The sequence below is a fragment of the Pseudarthrobacter sp. NPDC058196 genome (assembly GCF_042882685.1).
In the GTDB taxonomy this organism is placed as follows: domain Bacteria; phylum Actinomycetota; class Actinomycetes; order Actinomycetales; family Micrococcaceae; genus Arthrobacter.
In genome coordinates, this window is record NZ_JBHVVN010000007.1 from 135,035 (window position 1) to 151,786 (window position 16,752).

The 16,752-nt window shown below is 66.8% G+C and carries 13 protein-coding genes; 1 reads left to right on the plus strand and 12 read right to left on the minus strand.

What is annotated here, in order from left to right:
* The first annotated feature begins 41 nt into the window (after positions 1–41).
* The gene (locus tag ACFVVC_RS11760; RefSeq protein ID WP_387453044.1) at positions 42–689 is read left to right on the plus strand and encodes a NeuD/PglB/VioB family sugar acetyltransferase; all 648 of its coding nucleotides are present in this window, start codon (positions 42–44) and stop codon (positions 687–689) included.
* 15 nt (positions 690–704) lie between these two features.
* Here ACFVVC_RS11760 and ACFVVC_RS11765 read toward each other — a convergent pair whose 3' ends face one another.
* The 12 genes from ACFVVC_RS11765 to ACFVVC_RS11820 all read right to left on the minus strand — a co-directional run bounded on the left by ACFVVC_RS11765 (position 705) and on the right by ACFVVC_RS11820 (position 16,127).
* Positions 705–2,006: a M18 family aminopeptidase gene (locus tag ACFVVC_RS11765; protein WP_387453047.1), complete on the minus strand. Its 1,302-nt coding sequence runs from the start codon at positions 2,004–2,006 to the stop codon at positions 705–707.
* Between the two features lie 20 nt (positions 2,007–2,026).
* Positions 2,027–3,433 carry an amino acid permease gene (locus ACFVVC_RS11770; RefSeq protein WP_387453050.1) on the minus strand — a complete coding sequence of 469 codons (1,407 nt, stop codon included), beginning with the start codon at positions 3,431–3,433 and terminating at the stop codon, positions 2,027–2,029.
* 273 nt (positions 3,434–3,706) lie between these two features.
* Positions 3,707–4,597: an ABC transporter permease gene (locus tag ACFVVC_RS11775; protein WP_387453053.1), complete on the minus strand. Its 891-nt coding sequence runs from the start codon at positions 4,595–4,597 to the stop codon at positions 3,707–3,709.
* Positions 4,597–5,520, minus strand: coding sequence for an ABC transporter ATP-binding protein (locus ACFVVC_RS11780; RefSeq protein WP_387453056.1), 924 nt, complete (start codon positions 5,518–5,520; stop codon positions 4,597–4,599). The genes ACFVVC_RS11775 and ACFVVC_RS11780 overlap by 1 nt, the downstream gene beginning before the upstream one ends.
* A gap of 149 nt (positions 5,521–5,669) precedes the next feature.
* Positions 5,670–7,166, minus strand: coding sequence for a bifunctional phosphatase PAP2/diacylglycerol kinase family protein (locus ACFVVC_RS11785; RefSeq protein WP_387453059.1), 1,497 nt, complete (start codon positions 7,164–7,166; stop codon positions 5,670–5,672).
* A gap of 72 nt (positions 7,167–7,238) precedes the next feature.
* Positions 7,239–8,444, minus strand: a complete 1,206-nt coding sequence (locus ACFVVC_RS11790; RefSeq protein WP_387453062.1) for an MFS transporter — start codon at positions 8,442–8,444, stop codon at positions 7,239–7,241.
* A complete protein-coding gene (locus ACFVVC_RS11795; protein WP_387453065.1) occupies positions 8,441–9,214 on the minus strand; it encodes a DeoR/GlpR family DNA-binding transcription regulator in 774 nt (257 codons plus the stop codon). The genes ACFVVC_RS11790 and ACFVVC_RS11795 overlap by 4 nt, the downstream gene beginning before the upstream one ends.
* A 54-nt stretch (positions 9,215–9,268) precedes the next feature.
* Positions 9,269–10,951, minus strand: coding sequence for an ATP-binding cassette domain-containing protein (locus tag ACFVVC_RS11800; RefSeq protein ID WP_387453068.1), 1,683 nt, complete (start codon positions 10,949–10,951; stop codon positions 9,269–9,271).
* 25 nt (positions 10,952–10,976) lie between these two features.
* Positions 10,977–12,965, minus strand: coding sequence for a penicillin-binding transpeptidase domain-containing protein (locus tag ACFVVC_RS11805; protein ID WP_387453071.1), 1,989 nt, complete (start codon positions 12,963–12,965; stop codon positions 10,977–10,979).
* 86 nt (positions 12,966–13,051) lie between these two features.
* The gene (locus ACFVVC_RS11810) at positions 13,052–14,494 is read right to left on the minus strand and encodes a phytoene desaturase family protein (protein ID WP_387453073.1); all 1,443 of its coding nucleotides are present in this window, start codon (positions 14,492–14,494) and stop codon (positions 13,052–13,054) included.
* Positions 14,487–15,950, minus strand: coding sequence for a glycosyltransferase family 87 protein (locus ACFVVC_RS11815; protein WP_387453076.1), 1,464 nt, complete (start codon positions 15,948–15,950; stop codon positions 14,487–14,489). Before ACFVVC_RS11815 ends, ACFVVC_RS11810 begins: the two co-directional genes overlap by 8 nt.
* Positions 15,951–15,998: 48 nt before the next feature.
* Positions 15,999–16,127, minus strand: a complete 129-nt coding sequence (locus ACFVVC_RS11820; protein WP_387453079.1) for a hypothetical protein — start codon at positions 16,125–16,127, stop codon at positions 15,999–16,001.
* Between the last annotated feature and the right edge of the window lie 625 nt (positions 16,128–16,752).

The window sequence follows — 16,752 nt, forward strand, 5'->3', positions numbered from 1 at the left end:
CCCCGAATGCGCCCGCACCAGGTTGAAGTCAGTGCGATCACGTGAGCGAGCTAATCCTCATCAGCACCGGTGGCCTGGCGCGTGAAGTCCTGGCAATGGTTCGCAGCAGCGGCCAGTATGACGTGGTCGGCCTGCTCGACGACGATATGGAGATGGCCGGCGTCACCGTCGACGGTGCCCCTGTCCTCGGAGGAGTTGACGATGCGCCACGGTACACGCATGCCTTCCTCCTGGTTTGCGTCACCTCCAGCAGGGACCGTGAAGCGGTGGTGGCGCGCCTTGCATCCCTGGGGATCGGCGAGTCAAGATTTGCCACTGCCGTAGACCCTTCAGTCCAGTACCCGGAAGGTTGCCGCATCGGCCGCGGAAGCATCCTGCTGCGCAACGTCACCCTCACTACGGCCGTCAGTTTGGGTTCGCACGTGGTGGTCATGCCCTCCGTGACGTTCTCTTACGACGACGACGTTTCCGACTTTGCCACAATCGCCGCCGGCGTTTCGCTGGGGGGCGGTGTCAGGATAGGCAGGGGCGCCTACCTTGGGTTGAATTCGAGCGTCAGGGAAAGAACTTCGGTAGGAGACTACGCGACGATAGGCATGGGCGCTGCAGTCCTCAGCAGCGTCCCCGACGGCGAAACGTGGGTAGGCGTGCCCGCCCACGAGATCGAGCACGGGCAGTACAAATACTGAAGACGCTGTTAGCTGCTAGGCCGCAGTCCGGAAGAACAGCTCCGCGACGGCGGCAAGGCGGAGGGGATCCTCCACTCCGCACAGTTCCCGCGCGGAATGCATGGACAGCAGCGGCACGCCCACGTCCACGGTCCGGATGCCCAGCCTTGTGGCCGTGAGGGGTCCGATGGTGGAACCGCAGGGGACCACATTGTTGGAGACGAATTCCTGGTAGGGCACGCCCGCTTCGCCGCAAAGCCTGGCCCAGAAGGCCGCGCCGAAGGCATCAGTGGCGTAGCGCTGGTTGGCGTTGATCTTCAGGAGCGGTCCCCCGTTGAGCACGGGGTGGTTGGCGGGGTCGTGCCGCTCGGCGTAGTTGGGGTGGACCGCATGCCCGGCGTCGGCTGACAGGCAGAACGACGCCGCGAGGGCCTGCCGTCGTTGGCTCACCGTCGCACCCAGGCCGTCGGAGATGCGCACCAGCACGTCTTCAAGGATGGGTCCGCAGGCGCCGGAGCGGGAGTTGGAGCCGATTTCCTCGTGGTCGAACGCTGCGAGCACGGCGATTGGTCCGCCGGCCGTGCCGGACGCGGCATGCGCGGCCAGGGCAGCCAGCCCGGCGTGCGTGGCAGAAAGGTTGTCCAGCCGCCCGGAGGCGAAGAACTCCCCCTTGCCCCCGAAAACCGCAGGCGCCTGCGTGTCAGCAATGACGACGTCGTACCCGCCAATGCCGCCCGGATCAACGGAGGCGCCGTCAACGGACGCGGCCAGGACGCTCAACAGGTCTGAGTCGGCAGGGGTTCCCAGCCCCCACACCGGGTTCATATGGCGCTGTTTGTCCAGGGTGAGCCCGTCATTCACGGCCCGGTCCAGGTGAATGGCCAGCTGCGGGAAGCGGAGCAGCGGCCCGGTTGCGGCCAGGTGCTGCGTGCCGTCGAGCATCACCAGTCGGCCAGCGAGCCGGAGCTCCCGGTCCAGCCAGGAGTTGAGCAGCGGCCCGCCGTAGATTTCCACCCCGGCCTGGAGCCAGCCGTGGGCGCCGGTGGTGGGCTTCGGCTTGAGTTTGAATGATGGCGAGTCGGTGTGCGCGCCAAGGATATTGAAGCCGGTGGCAGGTCCGGCTCCTTCGGGAACCACCCAGGCGATCAGTGCGCCGTCGCGGATCATGAAGAAGGAGCCGGGCCCGCCCTCCCACGGCTGCAGCTCGTCCAGGCGGAGGAAGCCCGCTTCCTCCAGCCGCCGGCCGCCTTCGTGGGCGGCGTGAAAGCTCGACGGCGATGCGCTGACATACGCGCCAAGGTCCTGGATGTGGTCTGCGGCAGAGGAAGTCAAAGGCATGGTCCCGAGTCTAGTGCGGGCTACTCCACAGGTGCCGCGGCAGCCTCGGATGCCACGGCCGGTCCAGCCGCCGTGGCCGCGTCCTTGCGAAGGTAGCGGAGCACGCCAACAGCAACCACCACCGCAGCCAACGCGATGGAGAGCAGCAGTGATTCGCGGGTTGATTCCACGATCACCATGCCGATGAGCAGTGCCACGATGCTGACGATGGCTGCCCAGGTGAGGTACGGGAAGAGCCACATCTTCAGCTGCAGGTCCTGTGCGGCAGCGCCCATCCGGCGGCGGAGGATCAACTGGGACACGGAGATGACCAGCCAGACGAAGAGGGCGATGGCGCCGGAGGTGTTGACCAGGAAGAGGAACACGGTGTCCGGGGCGATGTAGTTCAGGCCAACCGTGACGAAGCCGACCACGGTGGAGGCCAGCACGGCGGCGGCGGGGACTCCGCGGCGGGAGATGCGGGTCCATGAGCGCGGCGCGTCACCGCGGGTGGACAGCGAGAACAGCATGCGGCTTGCGGTGTAGAGGCCGGAGTTCAGGCAGGAGAGGACGGAGGTCAGGACCACGACGTCCATGATGGTGCCGGCGCCGGGGATGCCGAACAGTTCGATGACCGCAACATAGGGGCTCTTGGCCACGGACGCCGAGTTCCAGGGAAGCAGGGTCACCACAATCGCGATGGAGCCGATGTAGAAGACCAGGATGCGCCATACGGTGGATTTCACGGCCTTCTTCACGGCGTCCACGGGGTTTTCGGATTCCCCTGCCGCAATGGTGGCGATTTCGGCGCCGAAGAAGGAGAAGACGACTACAAGGATGCCGGCCAGGACGGCGCCGGGCCCGTTGGGCATGAACCCTCCGTTGTTGAGCAGGTTGCTCAGGCCGGGAGCCGGCACGCCGGGAACCAGGCCCAGGATGGCGGCGGCGCCGAAGACCAGGAAGAGGACGATGGCGGCCACCTTGATGGAGGCGAACCAGAACTCAAACTCGCCGTAGGACTTCACCGAGCCGAGGTTGGTCAGGGTCAGCAGCACCATGAGGGCCAGGGCCCAGACCCACTGGTCGATGCCTGGCACCCACCGGTGCATGATGGCTGCACCTGCGGTGGCCTCGATGCCCAGGACGATGATCCAGAACCAAGCGTAGAGCCAGCCGATGCTGAACCCTGCCCACCGGCCCAAGGCCTTGTCCGCGTAGGTGGAAAAGGAGCCCGTTTCCGGGTTGGCAGCGGCCATCTCCCCCAGCATGCGCATCACCAGGATGACCACGAGGCCGGCGGCTGCGTATGCGACGAGGATGCCCGGGCCGGCCTGCTGGATCGCGGCCCCCGAGCCGACGAAGAGCCCTGCACCGATCACGCCGGCAATGGCGATCATGGACAGGTGCCTGGGTTTCAGGGACTTTGAGAGTTGCTGGTCAGCATGCATGGAAGTGCCGTCCTGTTGGGAAATTGCAGAGGTTGTGCGACGTTAGTTGATGTACCACCGGCGGGCCGTGTGGTGCACCACATCGTCGTTTCACCCTAGGTCCGCCATTATGCGCCTTGCTTTGTGCACTCCAACAGATCTGGTTGCGTCCAACAGGACAGCACTCCAAGCAGGAACCACCGAGGGCAAATAATGTTGCCTGCCAGGCACTTTTGTAATGTGCCGGAAACCACGCGCCGGTCGCGGCCGGGTGGCCGGCGCAGGGCAATCCTTTTACACGTCCCGGCGCTTCAACAGGACGGCGGCGACCACGACGGGGATCAGCACCCATGCGCCCAGCACCAGTGCTGCCTGCCATGCTTCGAGGGTGTCCGGCACGTGCTGCGCGGCCGTCAGCGGCTCAACCGTGTTGCCGGGCAGGTATTTCCGGGCTTCCTTGAAGAAGTCGCCGGGAATGAGCTGGAACGCGATGGGTGCCACGAAGAAGATGCCCACCAGGCTCATGATGCCGCCGGCGGAGTTCCGGAGCAGCGTACCCAGGGCCATGCCGATCGCGGCTACGGCTGCCACGTAGATGCTGTTGACCAGGAGCAGCTTCACGGATTCGGAACTGGACAGGTCCAGCTTGAGTCCGTAGTTGTCCAGGATGGGAACCGCCACCAATCCTGCCACCCAGGTGGAGATGGCCGTGACCGCGAAGGACACCACCATGACCACCACCAGCTTGGCAGTGAACGCGGGCAGCCTCCTGGGTACAGCCGCGAACGTGGACCGCGCCATGCCCGTGGTGAATTCCGAACTCATCAGGAGCACGCCCAGGGAGCCAAGGATCAGCTGGGCGAAGGCGATACCGGAGGTGGGCACGCTGATCGCGAGGTCCCCGCCCTGGGAAGCCGCCCTGACAGCCGCCTGCGGATCCCGCGAGGCCGCGTTGGCAAACTGGCCGGTGCCCCATGCGGACAGCGCACCGAAGCCCACCACCACAACCGCGGTTGCCGCAAGCAGGATCAGCGTTGAGAGCAGGCTCCGGAACTTGATGATCTCCGAGTTGAGCACCCGGAAGAATGTGGGTCCGGGCAAGGACCTTCCGTGGCCGTTGCCGTGGCCTGCCGGGGATGATGCCGGATCGGGCGAAGCCGTGGATTCTGTGGTCATGGCGCTCATTATTTGCTTACCTCCGCGGCGGGCAGGGAGTGGTATTCGACGTCGTCCTTGGTCAGTTCCATGTACGCTTCCTCGAGGCTGGCCGTCAGGGGGGTGAGTTCATAGACCATGACCTGGTTTTCCAGGGCCGCCGCGGCGATTGCCTTTGGCTCGAGGCCGGTCACTTCCAGCAGTTCCCGTTCCGGGACCTCGATGGAGGCGCCGCGGCCGGCAAGCAACTGGCGCAGCCGGTCAGGCTGGTCGGTACGGACCCGGACGCGGGCCTGGCCCTTGCCGGTGATGATGTCGCGGATGGGAGCATCGGCGATCACCCGGCCGCGGCCGATAACGATGAGGTGGTCGGCCGTCTGGGCCATCTCGCTCATGAGGTGGCTGGAGAGGAACACGGTGCGTCCCTGCCCGGCGAGGTAGCGGACCAGGTTCCGCACCCAGACCACGCCTTCCGGGTCCAGCCCGTTGACGGGTTCGTCCAGGATCAGGGTCTGCGGGTCGCCGAGCAACGCCGCAGCGATTCCCAGCCGCTGGCCCATGCCCAGCGAGAAACCCCCGGCCTTCTTGCGAGCCACCGCGTCGAGGCCGGTCATCTCGATCACTTCGTGCACCCGGGATTTGGGAATCCCGTGCGTGGCGGCCATGGCCAGCAGGTGGTTGTAGGCGCTGCGGCTGGTATGGACCGCCTTCGCATCCAGCAGGGCACCCACCTGCCGCAACGGAGCCGTGTGCTTGACGTAGGGGAGGCCGTTCACTGTGACCGAGCCCGACGTCGGCCGGTCCAGTCCCATGATCATGCGCATCGTGGTGGACTTTCCTGCCCCGTTTGGGCCCAGGAATCCCGTGACTTGCCCTGCCCTGACGGTGAAGCTGACACCGGCTACGGCGGTCTTCGCCCCGTAGACCTTTGTCAGCCCGTTTGCCTCGATCATGAATATTCCTTTTGACGGCAGCGCGCGGCTGCGGATGGCGTTCTGTGGGAGTTCACTCCCTACGCTAACGGGGCCGTCTCCGCTTTTCGCCGTACTCAGGGATGATTCAGGGGAGAATCAGGGTTGCTCCGGAACAATGCCGTCCCTGCTCAGCGGCGCGGGGAGTAGTACATCAACGCCTTGCGCCGCACGGTGTAGGCAACCCGGCGCACCCCGGCCAGTGCTTCACCGTCCACGGCAAGGGCCATGGGTGCGCCGCCGGCATCGATGGTGACCGCCGAGGCCTCACGCAGGTGCGTAATCCTGGAGCTTGCCACGGTGCCGGTCAGGACGGCCCAGAGCAGCCGTACGCGGGCGAAGGACTCGTCGGCGGTGATCAGCCTGACGTCCAATACGCCGTCATCCATGACGGGCCGGATCAGCGGCGCGTGGTCCCGGGGGTAGTAGCGGCCGCGTCCAAGGTAGGCGATCCACACCTTGTGCCGGATGCCGTCCACGGACAGGGTGATGGGAGTTCCCGCGGCGAACGTGCGGAACATGGCCACGACGCCGGCCAACGGCTTACCGAGCGCGGGTTGCAGGTGCTCCCGGCGCCGCACGAGATTGGGATAGAGCCCCACGCTGGAGGTGTTGAGCATGACCAGTTCGGTCACTTCCGGGTTGCCCGCGAGGCCGCGTTCCGCGGTCACCAGGCCGATGTCTGCCAGTGCGGCTTCGCCCCTGGTTGCCGCTTCCACGGCGTCCTTGAGGTTTCCCGTCCCGGCGTCCCGCGCGAAATGGTTCAGGGTGCCGCCGGGCAGCACCAGCAGGGGGAGGGAACGGTGGACGGCGGCAGCGGCCGCAGCGCCGACGGTACCGTCGCCGCCCCACACGCCCAGGGCACGGATTCCGGGGACGTCTGCGGTTGCGTTGATCTGCTGCACCAGGTCATCGTCGGGCTGAACCGTGTTTATATGAGCCTTCGGGAATACTTCCTTGAGGGCGGCGGCTGTTTCCTCCTTGAAGGATCCCCCCAACGTATTGACCACGATGCTGAGGCCCTCGCCCTCGGGCAGCCCGGGCGCGTCGGCCCAGGCCCGGGTTGTCTGCGGGATGGGAGGCCGGACCGGCCACCAGTGCCGGGTGACCATGGCGGCGCCCGCACCGAGTACCGAACCGAAGATCACGTCGGAGGGCCAGTGCGCGCCGGTGTGGACCCTCGAGTAGGCCACGCCGAGGGCTGCGGGCGCCAAGGCAGCCCCGAGGGCGGGCTGGACCAGACCGGCGCCCACCGCGAAGGCGACGGCAGAAGCCGAATGGCCCGAAGGCATGGAGGAGCTCTGTGGCTGGGGATGGACGAAGCGGAACACCGGGAGGTGTTCCGGCAGCGGCCGGGCCCGGGGGAGCAGGGTCTTGAACACCAGGTTCGTGACGGCTGAGGCAACGCCCTGGGCGATCAGCCCGTGAACGGCGGCCCGCCGGGTCTTGCCGGGGAACAGCGCCAGGACGGCGGCGATGCCGATCCAGAGCTTGCCCTGGTTCGCTGAGGCCGAAAGCCGCCGGAAGAACGCGTCGTGGCTGCCGCCGGGAAGGTTCGAAACATGCTGGAGAAAGTATCTGTCGACGCGGCTGGGCCAACTCCGGCGGCGGTGCCTGATGCTTTGCATGTGATCACCCTAAACCCGGGTCCCTTACTCGTGAGGCTCCCCGTCTTTCCCTGCGCGGCGACCTTGCTCCCGTCAGGGTTCGGTGGCGTCACCCTTCAAGGGCTTGGCGGCGCCAGCCAGCAGGAGTGCCACGAGGATCGGTGCCATGATCGCCAGCAGCGCGGTGTGGATGCCCGTGAGGTCGCCGAGGTAGCCGAGCAGCGGTGGACCGGCCAGGAATGATATATACCCCAAAGTGGATACAACCGATACGCGTGCTGCCGAATGTTTGGGGTCATCCGATGCGGCGGACATCCCCATCGGGAAGGCCAGGGCGGCGCCGATGCCCCAAAGAGCCGCACCGATACCGGCCAGCCAGATATTCGGCGCCAGGACGAAGAGGCCCAGCCCGGCGGCTGCGGCACCCATGCTGGCCCGCAGCACGGCCACCCGCCCGTACTTGTCGATCACGCGGCCGCCGAGGAACCGCATGGCCGTCATGGCCAGGACGAAGAGGGCAAACATGAGGGCGCCCGTGGACTCCGAGGTGGCCAGGCCGTCCACGGAAGCTTTGGCGATCCAGTCGTTGCCGGCCCCCTCCGTGAGGGTGGCTCCCAGCACCACGACGCCGATCAGCAACGTCCTGCTGTCCCGCCATGCCGAGGGGCCCTTGGCGGGTTTGGTTTCCCCGGGCGTGGCCGCGCTGGAAATGTGGGGGAGGAAGAACCGCGGCGCGGTCAGGGCCACCAGTACCACCACACCGGCAATGACCATCAGGTGCAGGGGAAGGTCCACGCCCAGGCTGGACAGTCCGGCGCCCACCAGTGCGCCCACGAACGCACCACCGCTGAAGGCCGCGTGGAATTGCGGCATGACAGTCCGGCGGAGTTTGTGTTCGACGTCGGCGCCTTCGATGTTTTGCGCAACATCCCACAGGCCGATGCCGATTCCGAAGAAGAACAGCGACACGGCGGTTCCGGGTATGGAGGTGGCTGACAGCGACAGGGCGATGCCGATGCCCGCGGCGGCAGCCAGCAGGCCGGCAAAGCAGACGGTGCTGGCTGTTCCGATCCGGCCCACCACCATGCCCGCCGTGGGGAGTGCCAGGAGCGACCCTACGGCCGTGCACAGCAGCAGAGTGCCCATCTGGCCGGAGGTGATGTGCAGCGTCTGCGTCACGGCCGGGATCCGTGCTGCCCAGCTGGCGAACACGAGCCCGTTAATGCCGAAGACCACAAACGTGGCCGCGGCCGCTGCTTTCAGTCCAGCATGCTGTTCGGTGCCGGCGTTGATGCTCATACGTTCACTACTTCCACAGAGTATTGGTCGAGTTGGGCCTGTTCCTGGCCATTGAATTGCCGGTCGGTGACGATCACGTCCACCCGGTCCAGGCCGCCGATGAGGACCCTCGCGTGCGCCTGCCACTTTGCCGCGGAGGCAGCAACCACCACCCGCGCCGACGCGTCCAGGCCGGCCCTCTTGACCGCGGCATCGTCCAGGTCGTGGGCCAGGAGGCCATCAGTGAAGTCAACGGCACATGGGGTGAGCACGGCGGTATCAAAGCGCAGCGACCTGATGTTGGACTCCGCCAGGGGCCCGCGAAAACACAGCTCACCGGGCACCAGGCTCCCCCCTGGCAGCAACAGTGCAGGCCGCGAGCCCGCGGCGGCGTCCCCGCCGGCGGCCGCATTGAGTCCGGGCAGTGACATCGGCATCAGGGTCAGTTCCCGGCCGGCCACGGCACGGGCCACCTCTGTTGCCGTGCTCCCGCTGTCCAGCCAGACATGTTCGCGTTCCACCAGCAGCCCGGCGACGGCGGCGGCGATGCGCCTCTTGGCGTCCCGGTCCTCCAGCTCCCGCAGTCCGTAGCCGGGGTGCTGTCCCTGTCCGATCAGGCTCCTGGCTCCGCCGTGGATCCGCCGGAGGACGCCGTTGCCCGCCAATGCCTCGAGGTCGCGGCGGATCGTGGCCCCGGAAGCGTTGCAGGCCAGCATCAGCTCTTCGACGGTCACCTCGGCCTGCCGCCTGAGGATTTCGGCAATGGTCCTGTGCCGCTCATCCGTCTTCATGATCAAATGCTATCAATTGATGATCATTTGCTCATAAAGCTGCTCACCGCGTCCTCAGCGGACTCGTTCCACCCGCTGTTCGTCCCAGACCGGCTCCGCTGATTCGTACACCTTCCCGTCCGATCCGAACACCAGGAAACGGTCAAATGTCCGTGCGAACCAGCGGTCGTGGGTGACGGCGAGCACCGTGCCTTCAAAGTGGTCAATGGCCCGCTCCAGTGCTTCGGCGGAGTGCAGGTCCAGGTTGTCCGTCGGCTCGTCCAACAGCAACAGGGTGGCGCCGCTGAGCTGGAGCAGCAGGATCTGGAAACGCGCCTGCTGGCCACCGGACAGGGATTCGTATTTTTGCTCCGACTGTCCTGCCAGGCCATAACCGTCCAGCGCGCCGGCGGCTGCCTCCCGGCCCAAGCCGGAGCGGTGTTCGTCGCCGCGGTGCAGGATCTCCAGCAGTGTCTTGCCCAGCAGGTCGGGCCGGACGTGGGTCTGGGCAAAGAAGCCCGGACGAATCCGGGCGCCGAGTTTCACCGTGCCCTCGTGCGGGACCTCCGCGATCTCAACGTCCGAGACGGGGAGGTGCTCGCGTTCCGGGTCGGTGCCGCCGGTGGCGAGCAGCCGCAGGAAGTGGCTCTTGCCGGAGCCGTTGGAGCCGAGAACGCCCACCCGGTCGCCGAACCAGACCTCGGTGGAAAACGGCTTCATCAGTCCGGTCAGTTCCAGCCGTTCGGCAACGATGGCGCGCTTGGCGGTGCGGCCGCCCTTGAGCCGCATCTGGACGTTCTGTTCGATCGGCAGCGCCTCCGGCGGCCCCACTTCGAGGAATTTGGCCAGCCGGGTCTGGGCGGCGTGGTACCTGTTGGCCATGTCCGAGCGGAAGGCCGCCTTGTTCTTGTACATGTTGACGAGTTCCTTGAGCTTGATGTGCTCCTCGTCCCAGCGCTTCCGCAATTCCTCGAAGCGGGCATTCCGGTCCGCGCGGGCCTCCACGTAGGATCCGAACCCGCCGCCGTGGATCCAGGCCGCGGCGCCGTTGATCCCGGGTTCGAGCGTGACGATCCGCCCGGCAGCGTTGTTCAGCAGTTCGCGGTCGTGGCTGATGAAGAAGACCGTCTTCTTCGACTCGTTGAGCTTTTCCTCCAGCCAGCGCTTGCCCGGAACGTCCAGGTAGTTGTCCGGTTCGTCCAGGAGCAGGAGGTCGTCCGGGCCGGCGAACAGTGCTTCGAGGACCAGCCGTTTCTGCTCCCCGCCGGAAAGGGTCGACGCCGCGCGGTGCTGTGCGCGGTCAAAGGGCAGTCCCAGCGCGGCTATGCAGACTTCGTCCCACACCGTCTCGACGTCGTAGCCGCCGGCGTCGCCCCAGTCCACGATGGCCTGGGCGTAGCGCATCTGGGTGGGCTCGTCGTCGTGCTCCAGCATGGCCAGCTCGGCCTCGTCAACCTCGCGGGCAGCGGCCGCCAAGGCCGGGGGAGCAGCGGACACCAGAAGATCCCGGACAGTTGAACCGTCACGCACCTGCCCTACGAACTGGCGCATGATGCCCATGTTCCCGGACCGCCCGATGGCGCCCTCATCCGGGACCAGGTCTCCGGCGATGATCCGGAACAGCGTGGTTTTTCCTGTGCCGTTGGGCCCGATCAAGGCGGTCTTGGTGCCGTCCGGGACCTTGAAGGTCACTCCGTTCAGGAGTTGGGTACCGTCGGAGAGGAAGTAGTCGATGCCGGAAACGTCAATATGGGCCACGCCGTCAATCCTCCCACGGCGGAACCTAGCCGGCGGCGGTGAGGAACTGCTTCAGCAGCGGACCCGAGGTGGTGGCACCCAGGCCGCCGTCCTCCACGAACACTGCCACGGCCAGGTCACCGTGCACGGCCACGATCCAGGCGTGCGTCTTGGGCGGATTCTCGGTGCCGAACTCGGCAGTTCCCGTTTTCGCACCTACGGGAGCCCCGGGGACGCTGGCGAGGAATCCCGCGTGGCCGGAGGTGACCACGGCGCGCATCATGTCAGCCAGCGATGCCGCCTCCGCTGCCGTGATTGGTTTGTCCGATGCCGTGGACGGCGCTTCGGCTGTGGCCGTGGCCGTTGGTGCGGCAGCCGGAGCGGTGGACCCTGCGGTGGTTCCCGCCGCAGGGGCAGCGGCGTCGGGGTTGAGGACCAGCTGCGCCGAAACGGGAGCGCCCTTGGCAACCGAGCCGGCCATGATCGCCGCGGCCAGGGGTGAGAGCAGAACCTTGCCTTGGCCGATCATGGAGGCCGCGTGTTCGGTGCCTTGGGCCTGCCCCGGCACGGAACCCAGGAACGCTTCCGCCCCGAGTTTCGGTGCTTCGACCGCGACGCCCATGGAGGTGGCTGCGGCTTCGAGCTGGCTCTGCGATACCGAGTCGCGCTGGGAAATAAAGGCGGTGTTGCAGGAGTGCGCAAAGGCATCCCGGAGGGTCACCGCGCCAAGGGAGGTGGCGGGGTAGCCCTCGGAGTTCTTGAAGGTGCGCCCGTCCACCGTGAGGGTGGGGGTGCACTGGACGGTGGAGTCGGGGTTCATGCCGTTCCGGAACATGGCCAGGGAATCAACCATTTTGAAGATCGAGCCCGGGGCGTACTGGCCCAGCATGGCCGTGTTGTAGCCGTTGCTGCCCGGGCCGGAGGCCGCGGCGAGCACGGCGCCGGTGGAGGGCCGCAGTGCCACAATGGCCGACGCCGGGCCTACACCCTCCAGGGTGGACTCTGCCAGGGTCTGGAGCCGCGGATCGAGGGTGGTCTTCAGCGGCGTGCCGGGCTTGGGTGCCACCTCGAAAAGGACGCGCCGGGGGTCCGTCCCGGCGGACTGGATCTGTTCGCGCGTCAGGTCTGCCCGCTGCGCCCGGATGACGACGGCGTCTGATCCGCGAAGTTGCGCGTCGTACTGCTGCTGGAGCCCGCCGATGCCCGTGACATCCCCGGCGTCCAGCGCACCATTGGATGCATCGATCTGCTCTGCGGTGGCTTCGCCGACCGAACCGAGCACGGCGCGGGCAAACGTCCTGCTGGGAGCCAGCGGGATGGAGGCGGGGATGCCGCGGGCGCCGGGGATGGCCTGGATCTGTTGGTCCGAGATGGTCCGGCCTTCTTCACGCAGCGTGATGGCCGAAACGAAGGCCTGTGCGCCGGCAGCCTTGACCTGCTGGACGTAGGCGGCCGGGTCCACGCCCACCAGCGCGGCCAGTTTGCCGGCGGAATCGGAGGGGTCTGCGGCGCCGAGTTGCGGCTTGTCGATGCCCACATTCACCACGGGACGGTAGGTCACCAGCGGCACGTCGCCGGCACCAAGGATATCGGCCCGCTGGGGGGACTGGGAGCCCTTGGTAACAATCTCGCTGTCCGTCAGGCCGGGTGCCAGGAGGGCCGGGTCCCACACCGCCAGCCACTTGTCCCCTGACTTCTTGAAGTTCGCCGAGCTGGTGTACTTCCACTCGGCGTCGCCGAACTTCCAGGTGTAGCTCAGCGGCGCGGACGCTTTATCGCCGTCGAGGGTGAGTCCGCCTGCCTGGACCTCGGGCTTCTGCGGATCCAGGGCCGCGAAGACCTGGTGCAGCTGGTCGTTGGCCGCGGCGGCGTCCTTGCCGTCAAAGGCCACCGAGCCAACGTCCAGCGATGAGACCGCGCCGGCCAATTGCTGGGCGGCGGCTTCAGCCCCGCTCTTTCCGTCGTCGCAGGCCACCAGGGAGGTACCCAGGACGAGCGCAGCTACGGCAAGCGAAAGTTTTGTTGATTTCCCCATGGGGCCATTATCCCCCGCCCCGGCACCGTGCTGCGCCGTGCCGTCGCAGGCCAGGCGGTTGTGGCAGGGCCGCCGGCCGCCGGGACCTAGCTGAGGGAAAGGTCCGGAACCCGAAGCTTGAAGATGTCCTTCAGGGCTTGTGTCGCCGCGTGCATCCCGGGCATTCCCGTGACACCCGGGCCCGGCGGCGTTGACGAGGAGCAGAGATAGACGCCCAGCAGCGGTGTCCGCCACGGAACGGGGGACACCACGGGCTTTTGGACCAGGCCGCGCACGTCCATGACGCCGGCGCTGAAGTCGCCACCAACGTAGTTGCGGTTGTACTGGGCCAGCTGCGCGGCGGTGATGGCGTGCGAGTCCACCACGAGGTCTCGGAATCCCGGGGCAAACCGTTCCAGCTGCGCCATCACCTCGCCGGTCATGTCCCGCGTGGAGCCTGCAGGGACGTGGCAGTAGGTCCACAGTGTGTGCCGCCCGTCCGGCGCCCGTCCGGGGTCGAATCGGGAGGGCTGGGCCACCAGGACATACGGCCGCTCGGGATGCCGGCCGGCGCTGACCTCGTTCTCCGAAGCCGCCAGCTCGGCCCTGGTCCCGCCCACGTGGACCGTGCCGGCGTCGGCAAGTCCGGCGGCCTGCCACGGCACCGGACCGGACAGGATGAAGTCCACCTTGCAGGAGCCGTTTCCGTACCGGAACGCCTCGAGGGCTCTTCGATAGTGGCCCGGCAGCGCGCCGCCCGCCATGTCCAGCAGGCCGCGGGGTGCCACATCCAGCAGGGTGGCCCTGGTGGCCGGCAGTTGTTCCAGCCGGTCGATAGGGGCATCGGTGTGGATGACGCCGCCGTGGGCACGGATGTCGTCTGCGAGGGCTGCCGCGATGGAGGCGGAGCCGCCGCGGGGAATGGGCCATCCGTCCGCATGCCCCAGGGCACCGAGCATGAGGCCGGCCCCGGACGCCGCCAGGGACGGCAAATGCGAGATGGCGTGGGCGGCAACTCCGCTCAGGAGGGCTGGTGCAAGATCTTCCTTGAACCGTGCGTTCCACAAACCGGTTCCCTGTTCCAGCGTCCGCAGTCCGTAAACGGCCGCCATCACCGGATTGCGGGGGATCCGCAGGAGCTGGTTTTGGGTGAAATCCATAATGTCGCCGATATGCCGGACCAGCGGTTCCATGAGCCGGCGGTACGCCGCGCCGTCCCGGCCCAGTTCCGTCGCAGTCCGCTCCAGCGAAGTGTAGGCCAAGGCGGCCCGGCCGCCGTCCAGCGGGGAACCAAAGGACACCTCCGGGGTAATCAGGTCCACCCTCCGGGGCAGCTCGAAGGCACGGAAGAACGGGGACGCCAGCGCCATGGGATGCACCGCGGAGCATACGTCGTGGAAGTATCCCGGCTGCATGAGTTCGGTGGTGCGCGTGCCACCACCGATGGTCGGAGCTGCCTCGAAGACTTCCACGGACAGCCCTGCCCTTGCCATGACGGCCGCTGCAGAAAGTCCGTTGGGGCCGGAGCCTACTACCGCCACGTCAGGCACGGGACCCTGCTTTCCATGGGATAGCCGATTCCGAGGGCCGCGCGGGATCCAGCCGGAACCAGTCGGGCGCGTTCGTGAAGGGTCCGCCGTGCGGATCATCAATGTGGTGGCGGCGGATGGGGTCATAGGCGGGGTCGTAGATGTCCCAAACGATGCGCGCCATGAGGTAGGCCACTGCGGCCATGTGAGCGGCAACGGCGAGGACGTAGTACGGCATGTCCAGGTTGTGTTGCGACGAACCTGCGCTGGTCACCTGTCCAAGGTACAACCAGATCGCGGCCCAGTGCAGGGCTTCGATGCCCTGCCAGACCAGGAAGTCGCGCCACCGCGGCCTGGCGAGGGCAAGCAGCGGGATCAGCCACACGACGTACTGGGGCGAGTAGACCTTGCTGGTGAGGATGAAGGCCGCGACGATCAGGAAAGCGAGCTGCGCCAGGCGGGGGCGACGGGGAGCGGTCAGTGCAACGGCGGCTATTGCGGCGCACAGCAGGACGAACAACCCGGCTGACAGTACGCTGACGGCGTCCGGTGCCAGCCCGGACCAGCCCAGCCTTCCGGCCACCAGGTTGTAGGCGAACCAGGGGGAACTGTACCCGGCGCCCCGGTCCGCGCTGTACTGGAAGAAATAGGCCCAGCCGGCGGGGTTGGCCGCTGCGAACGGCAGGTTGACCACCAGCCAGGTGGCGGCGGCACTGCCGGCGGTCACCAGCAGCGGCCGCCACCGCCCGGTACGCACGGCAAGCAGCAGGATGGCCCCAAGGACCAGGAGCGGGTAGAGCTTGGTTGCCGTGGCCAGCCCGATCAGGATGCCGGCAGGCACCGGCCGGTTCCGGGCGAAAAAGTACATGCCGACAGCCAGCAGGCACGCCGCCCAGAGATCCCAGTTGATGGTTCCGGCAAGGACAATCCCTGGGGCGGCCGCCACCATGGCGGCGTCCCAGGGACGGCGGCCGGGCATGCGCGCAATTGCCAGGACAGTGAGCATGGCAACGGCCGCCAGCAGCCCGGCGTTGATGTCGAAGTAGGCCAGGGCCCGGGCGTTGGCGTCTCCACCGGGAACCAGCCAGGCCGTCAGCCCCGCAATCAATCCGATGATCACCGGGTACTCGAACTGGCTGCCGCTGCCAAGGATGGGGAAGACGCCTTGTGCCAAGCCGCGGTTCCGGAACAGCTCCGGGAAGTCCGAGTAGCAGGTGGCATAGAACTGGCTCGGTGTCTCCCAGCCGTTGACCCGGCAATAGCCTTTGAGCAGGATGCCCACCAGGGCCGCCACTGCCGTCAGGACCACCAGCACCCGTTCCACGGTGTAGATACCGGGGGAGGCAACACCGGGATCCGCCCTGGTCCCGAGCGGTCCGCCGATCACCTCCGTGAAATTCCGGAGCAGCGCGTCGCTGCGGCTTGGCACCACGATTCGGGGCCGTCGTCCACCCTCCGGCGGCTGGGTCTCGTGCATGGAGTCGAGCTTACAGCCGGCCCCTGCGCAACGCGCGGGGGCCGGCAGTCAGCGCAGGCCACCGAGTTGCTGGTGCATGAGCACGAAAACTTCGTTTCGATGCTGCTCCAACAGGTCGCTGTTGAACGAACTGCGTCGCTGCAGGGGGCGGGACAGGAGTCCCAGGATTTTTCGCATCAAAGAAGGCACCTCCTTTCGCTCTCTTAGGTCACAAAAAGTGCATGACGAATTAGCGCCGTTTTTCGGCGCGCAAAAGCGCGGAAAAGGGCACGTGAATTCACGGTTAGGCAAGGGTGAATTGCAGGAAAGAATACAATTCCAGGAGACGCCGATAATTCCGGAGGAAAAGCACCTGGTGCAGGGCCGGAACGCTCGATGGCGCGGACGCAATTTCAGGCGTCAGCGAAGCGTCGGCTGGGGCAGGTGCTGCTCCGGGGAATCAGCGCAGGATGTGCGGCGTACCGGCGCCCCTCCCGGGAACGGACCCTGGGGGCCCGGTTACCGGGAGACTTGGTTCCGGTTAGCGGCGCCGCGGAGAACCGGGGAAAGCGGCAGACCGCCACCCGGTACCGATTGAAGCCACGCGCGCAGCATCAGCAGAGGCCGGGAACGCATTGATGGGGGTGTTCCATTCGCCAGTCAAAGTCATCATTTTCCCAACCTCCTTTTCTGCTGTCCGCTGCGTGGTGTGCAATGCGGTCTTGGACCCGGGCAGATTGCCGTGGGGTCAGGAATAAAGGTACCCCAGGAATCCGGGAAAGGCCAGCAATTCCCGGGAAATGCGGAAAAGTTTTCTGGTAAA